This window comes from Arthrobacter sp. TJ-263 (assembly GCF_058269155.1).
In genome coordinates, this window is the sequence record NZ_JBZCNE010000004.1 from 1 (window position 1) to 6,143 (window position 6,143).

General features: G+C 65.2%; 5 protein-coding genes. 2 read left to right on the forward strand and 3 right to left on the reverse strand.

Going from position 1 to position 6,143, the window contains the following annotated elements:
• The first annotated feature begins 432 nt into the window (after positions 1-432).
• A complete protein-coding gene (locus AC4D2F_RS16780; RefSeq protein WP_490911625.1) occupies positions 433-1,716 on the forward strand; it encodes a class I SAM-dependent methyltransferase in 1,284 nt (427 codons plus the stop codon).
• Positions 1,717-1,833: 117 nt separating this feature from the next.
• Here AC4D2F_RS16780 and AC4D2F_RS16785 read toward each other — a convergent pair whose 3' ends face one another.
• Together AC4D2F_RS16785 and AC4D2F_RS16790 are read right to left on the reverse strand one after the other, a co-directional pair.
• A complete protein-coding gene (locus AC4D2F_RS16785) occupies positions 1,834-2,880 on the reverse strand; it encodes a hemolysin family protein (RefSeq protein WP_490911626.1) in 1,047 nt (348 codons plus the stop codon).
• The gene (locus AC4D2F_RS16790; protein WP_490911627.1) at positions 2,873-4,243 is read right to left on the reverse strand and encodes a hemolysin family protein; all 1,371 of its coding nucleotides are present in this window, start codon (positions 4,241-4,243) and stop codon (positions 2,873-2,875) included. The genes AC4D2F_RS16785 and AC4D2F_RS16790 overlap by 8 nt, the downstream gene beginning before the upstream one ends.
• A gap of 328 nt (positions 4,244-4,571) precedes the next feature.
• On the opposite strand from AC4D2F_RS16790, the gene AC4D2F_RS16795 reads away from it, so the two are divergent.
• Entirely contained in the window at positions 4,572-4,748 is a 177-nt protein-coding gene (locus AC4D2F_RS16795; RefSeq protein ID WP_490911628.1) for a CsbD family protein, read from the forward strand.
• Between the two features lie 322 nt (positions 4,749-5,070).
• Here the strand turns inward: AC4D2F_RS16795 and AC4D2F_RS16800 are convergent, their stop codons facing one another.
• On the reverse strand, positions 5,071-5,844 hold the full coding sequence (locus AC4D2F_RS16800; protein WP_490911629.1) for an ANTAR domain-containing response regulator: 774 nt from the start codon (positions 5,842-5,844) through the stop codon (positions 5,071-5,073).
• Between the last annotated feature and the right edge of the window lie 299 nt (positions 5,845-6,143).

Consider the following 6,143-nt stretch of genomic DNA (forward strand, 5'->3'; position numbering starts at 1 on the left):
ACCATCATGTCATCGCTCCGGAGCAACTTTTCAAGCCTACCCGCACCCACCCCGCAACCACAAATCCGCTCTATCCCGGCTGGTTCTGACACCAGGACCGCGATCCGCGAGCAGAAGCTGTACGAGGACACCGGAGGAAGCGACATCTTGCACATGGAACACGTGCCAGAACCGCTTCATTCAGTTGGGGGGTCTGTCACCCTCACCGGGGCAACTTGATAACTGTACAACACCCCCGCCCCCATCACAAACCCACCCACGCCTACGGGAAGCCCCCGCAGCAGCGCCGGCTTCAGGACCCGGTCGCTGTCTCCACCTCCTTCGGGAGAAGGCCTCCGCTCGAGCCTGCCCCGGACGACAGCGGGCGGACACGGGGCGCCTCACGCCGATCGTGCTCTGGTCCCCATAAACAAGTCGTAGTAGACAGGGTGCATGGGCAGAAGAATGGGAGTGGCACCACGGTTGGCCGAAGCCTTGGGAATCGTTCTGGGCACCGACGAGATCCCGATGCGGCTCCGGGCCTGGGACGGATCGGAAGCAGGCCCACCCGGTGCCCCGGTGATCGAATTCCGCTCCCGGAGGGGCTTACGGCGAATGGTGTGGTCGCCGAATCAGCTCGGGCTCAGCCGTGCGTATGTCGCAGGGGACATCGACGGGGCCGGCGACATCTTCGAGAGCTTCTCGACCCTCAGCTCCGTGGGCAAGTTCGCCGAGGTGAAGGCCTTCCGCCCACCGACGTTCGGTGAGCGTGTGCGTCTGGTCCGTACAGCAGTTCGGGTTGGCGCCCTGGGACTTCCGCCGACGCCGCCCCCCGAGGAGATGAACGTGACCCGATCGGGACGGAAGCATTCCAAGGAACGGGACGCTGCGGCGATCTCGCATCACTACGACGTCGGCAATGAGTTCTACGCGCTCGTGCTCGGGCCGTCGATGGTGTATTCCTGCGCTGTCTGGGAGGACGAGACCGTCGGATTGGACGCATCCCAGGAGGCGAAACTCGATCTGGTCTGCCGCAAACTCGGCCTTCGGCCCGGCATGCGGGTGCTCGATGTGGGTTGCGGCTGGGGCAGTCTTGCACTGCATGCAGCGCAGAACTACGGAGTCGACGTCGTCGGTGTCACCCTGTCGAAGGAGCAGGCGGATCTCGGGCAGAAGCGAGTGTCCGACGCCGGTCTCGCTGATCGCATCGAGATCCGGGTTCAGGACTACCGCGATGTCGACGACGGTCCATTCGACGCAATCAGCTCGATCGGCATGGCCGAGCACGTCGGCGCTCACCAGATCGGCAACTACGCCTCCCATCTCTACGGCCTGCTGCGTCCGGGCGGCCGCCTGCTCAACCACGCGATTTCCTGGAACGCAGGTGAGATGCCTCCGGATCCGGACTCCTTCATCCCCCGCTACGTCTTCCCCGACGGGGAGATGCTCAGCCTCACTGCCATGATCGAGGCACTCGAGTCGGCCGGGCTGGAAGTGCTTGACGTTGAAGCGCTTCGCCGGCACTACGGGCTGACGCTCCGGGCCTGGGTGCACAACCTCGAGGAGAACTGGGACGAAGCGGTACGCCTCACGAGCGAGGGGCGGGCTCGGGTGTGGCGGCTGTACATGGCGTCGAGCGCACTCGGATTCGAGCGGGGCCTGAACGGGGTGAATCAGGTGTTGGTGCGACGTCCGGGAGGAGAGGAGCCCCCCTTGCGCCGCCGCGAGTGGATGTGAGGTTGCCCCACGACGTACTCCGTCCGTCGGGCCGGGTGTTGTTCTCCCGCTCGTTGTTCGGACGGTCGGTTGTGTCGGCGCAGGCTTCTGAGTGTGCGTGAGCCTGCGCCAGCAGGCTCACCGTTGTGCGGCGCTGGTGGCGTCCTGGACCTCTCCGACGAGTTCTTCGAGGATGTCTTCGAGGAAGAGCATGCCGGTGGTGTTTCCTCCGGCGTCGAAGACCCGGGCGATGTGCGCGCCGGTGCGGCGCATGGTCGCCAGGGCGTCTTCGAGGTCGCTGCTGCGGTAGGCGGACGCGAGTCTGCGGACTCTCTTGGCGGGCACCGGCGCGTTGAACGACTCCGGAGTGGAGAGGTCCGTGACGTCCTTGAGATGCAGGTATCCGGTCGGTTCGCCGTCGCGCGTCAGGATGTACCGGGAGTAGCCGTGCTCCCCGACGGTGCACTGGATGTCCGCCGGGCTGGCGGTCACCGGGAGATGCACGATGTCCTGGATGGGGACCTCGACATCGGCGACGGTCTTCGAGGTGAACTCGAAGGCGTTGGTCAGGGTCCCGCTGCCGTCGGCGAGCACGCCTTCCCTGGTGGACTGCTCGACGATGGTGGCGACCTCGTCGAGGGTGTAGGCGCTGGTTGCCTCGTCCTTCGGCTCGACCTTGAACAGGCGCAGAATGCCGTTGGCGATCCCGTTCAGCGTCCAGATGACCGGCCTGACGACCTTCGAGACGAAGACCAGGGGCGGCGCCAGGAGCAGGGCGGCCTTGGTGGGTACGGAGAACGAGATGTTCTTCGGCACCATTTCGCCGAGCACCACGTGCAGGAATGTGACCAGCAGCAGGGCGATGACGAACGCGATCACGCCGATCGCTTCGGGTGGGATCGGGGTCAGGGCCAGCGGGTATTCGAGCAGGTGATGGATCGCCGGTTCGGAGACGTTGAGGATGACCAAGGAGCAGACGGTGATGCCGAGCTGACTGGTGGCCAGCATCAGGGTGGCGTGTTCCATCGCCCAGAGCGTGGTCTTCGCGGCCTTGCTGCCTTCCTCGGCGCGCGGCTCGATCTGGGAGCGGCGTGCGGAGATGACCGCGAATTCGGCCCCTACGAAGAACGCGTTGACGGCCAGAAGCACGACCAGCCAGATCAGTCCGGGCAGGTACTCACTCATGGGACAGGTCCTTCGTCAGCTCGTCGATGGTGCGGTCATGGCGGCTCTGTGCGTCCTGCGGATAATCAGAGGGATCCGTCGGAGTGAAGCGGATGCGCTCCACATGGACGCCGAGGACCCGTTCGACGCGCAGGACACCGTCGCTGAGGGCCACTTCGTCGCCGAGCTCGGGGATGCGGTCGAGTTCGTCGGTCATGTATCCGGCGAGGGTGTCGTAGTCCTCGCCTTCGGGCACGTCGATGCCGGTGCGTTCCCTGAGTTCGTCGGGGCGCAACGACGCGTCGAACGTGATCGATTTGCCGGTGCGCACGACCCCCACGCGGGTGCGGTCGTGTTCGTCCTCGAGTTCCCCGACGATTTCCTCGATGAGGTCCTCGAGGGTGACGATGCCGGCGGTGCCGCCGTGTTCGTCGGTGACGATCGCGACCTGCAGTCCCTGCTGGCGCAGCAGGCCCAGGAGGCTGTCGACGCTCATGGACTCGGGCACGCGGAGAGGTTCGACCATGAGCTTCCCGGCCGTGGTGATGGTTCGTGCGTCCAGGGGCACGGCGAAGGCCTGCTTGAGGTGGATGACGCCGCGGATGTCGTCGTTGTCCTCACCGATGACGGGGAACCGTGAGTACCCGGTGGTCACGGCCGTGGCGACGATCTCCGCGGCGGTGTCGGTGGTCCGCACGGAGGTCATCCGTACGCGGGGGGTCATGACGTCGTCGGCCGTATGGTCCGAGAACAGCAGGGTGCGGTGCAGCAGTTCCGCGTGGTCCTGATCCAGGGAGCCCTCGAGGGCTGATCGGCGGACCAGGGAGCTGAGCTCTTCGGCGCTGCGGGCGCCGGACAGTTCCTCCTTGGGCTCGATGCCGAAGGAGCGGATGATCCTGTTCGCGGTGTTGTTGAACAGAAGGATCACGGGTTTCAGGACGGTGGTGAACAGGGCCTGGAACGGGACGACGAACTTCGCGGTCTGTCGGGGAAGGGCCAGCGCGAAGTTCTTGGGGACCAGTTCGCCGATCACCATGGAGAACACGGTGGCGAGGAAGATGCCCACGACGGCTCCGATCCCGGGCACGAGTCCCTCCGGGATCCCGGCACCGAGCAGGGGTTCGCGCAGCAGGGAACTGATGGCCGGCTCGAACGTGTAGCCCGTGAGCAGGGTCGTCAGGGTGATCCCGAGCTGAGCACTCGAAAGATGCGTCGACGTGATCTTCAGGGCCTTGATGGTGGGCTTCAAGCCCTTCTCGCCGCGCGCGTCGCGGGCTTCGAGTTCGCTGCGGTCGAGGTTCACGAGCGCGAACTCTGATGCCACGAACATGCCGGTGCCGACGGTGAGAACCAGGCCGACGCCGATCATGACTAACTCGTACACGGTGCCGCCCCCCATCCTCGATCGGCCGACACAGCGGTGTTCAGGCAGGTGAGGGGCACGGGTCTATGCGTCGGGGGGTCATCCATAATGCCCTCCAGTCTAACGAACAGCCACCTATTCTCCCGGCCGAGGATGCCCATCCGGCCTACGCCGACAGCACAACGCGGCCATCGACGCGGGTCTCCGCCGTGGCGGGACACGACGATCCGCGCCTCCCGCCCCTGGCCGGGTGTCTGCTCCTTCGGGCTGCAGTGAGGATGCCTAGACTGAGCCCATCGGCAACGACGCCGATCGCACGACCACTGACATCCACCGCAAGGAGAGCATCATGGGACTCGATGACAAGATCGGAAACGCCGCGCAGAAGCTCGGCGGCCAGGGCAAGGAAGCTGCCGGCAACGCGACCGGCGACGAGAGCCTGAAGGCGGAGGGCCGGAGCGATCAGGCCAAGGGTGATCTCAAGCAGGCCGGCGAGAAGATCAAGGATGCCTTCAAGAAGAGCTGACTCGCCGACCCGCGCCTGACTGAGGCGCCGAACGACTGGAAGGGGATGCGCCCGCAGAGGGGTGCATCCCCTTCCTGCTTCCGAACCCACCTGCCCGGTGGGCGTGACCTGTGGTGGGTGGTCAACGGGCTCGTCGTAATCGACGGTGTCGTCGGGGCGACCGGGATCGGCGCGTCGACGGCGGGATATCGGATGAGCCCATCAACGGTCCTCGCGGGATCGATAGCGGGTGGGATGCTGATGGGTACTTGCATGAGTTGGTGCGCATGCCTGCACGGGAGCCGGGTCCGTCCGAGGACACGCTGCGGGAGATGCGTGGTGGTTATCCGCCGTGGCGCGATGCTGTCACCTGGTAGAGGATGGCGGCTGCGACGTCCTTCAGCCTGACGTGGGTGTCGTTGGACATCTTCTGCAGCCGGAGGAAAGCCTCTGCGCTGGTGCAGTGGTGCTGGGCCATGAGAATGCCCTTGGCCTGCTCGATGCCGGCCCGAGAGCTCATGGCTTCCTGCAGTTGCTCCACCTCCTTGCGCGCGGAGCGATAGAGACCGGACGTCACCATGGTCGCCGCCGAGTACTCGGTGAAGCGCTGTTTCCGGTCGACGTCGGACGCGTCCGGGTCAGCGCTGAGGTAGGCCAGAAGACGGACGAGATCCTCGCGGTGCTCGGTGACGTCGTGCACCTCCTGCAGAAGAGCGACCACGTGACCCTCGTCGTTCAGGACGGGGCTATTGACCGGGCTCCAGTACCGCTCCAGGAACGCGCCGGGGCGGGCAGGGTCAGGGATGTCGAAACGGTGGAGGAGCAGGCTGTCCCTCTGCCCGGTTTTCTTGACGCGTTCGAGCGATTCGCGCATGACCCTGGCCGGTTCCTGCCCTGCCTGTGACGGGTTCTCGGTGAACACCTCGAATGCCTGGCGCCCAACGAGATCAGTAGCGGAAATCCCCACGAGATCGACGAACGCGGGATTCACGTCGAGGATGACGTACTCGGGATCCATCAGCGAGTACGCCGCCGCCGTTGCCTCAAAGATGCCCCGAGCATAGACCTTGATCCGATCAACCGCGTCTGGCGCGCCTCCACTCTCGTACTGTTCCACGTCGCTTCCCTCCCTGGCCAGTAACCTCAGCATGCTTCGCGTGGCCTGAAAACGGAAGCATGGTCATCATGTAACGGCGGGGTCCGGATGGACCCCTTACCGACGGATCGGAATCGACTCCTTCGGGTTGGGCCGTTGCCTGCCCGGTTCTCCTGGCGAGGAGCCCGCTCCGTTGCCGGGTGCGGTAGGAGTCTCCTGTGAGGGTGAGGACTTCGAGCGACGAAGATCCCGTTAACGAGGAAAGACCCCACCGTGGTGGGGTCTTTGCTCGTGAGTGGTTGTCCGGCGGTGTCCTACTC

What these genes read in the sequence shown, in the direction of transcription:
- AC4D2F_RS16780 (WP_490911625.1), top strand. Translation starts at nt 433, where the DNA reads ATGGGCAGAAGAATGGGAGTGGCACCACGGTTGGCCGAAGCCTTGGGA.
- AC4D2F_RS16785 (WP_490911626.1), bottom strand. Translation starts at nt 2,880, where the DNA reads ATGAGTGAGTACCTGCCCGGACTGATCTGGCTGGTCGTGCTTCTGGCC.
- AC4D2F_RS16795 (WP_490911628.1), top strand. Translation starts at nt 4,572, where the DNA reads ATGGGACTCGATGACAAGATCGGAAACGCCGCGCAGAAGCTCGGCGGC.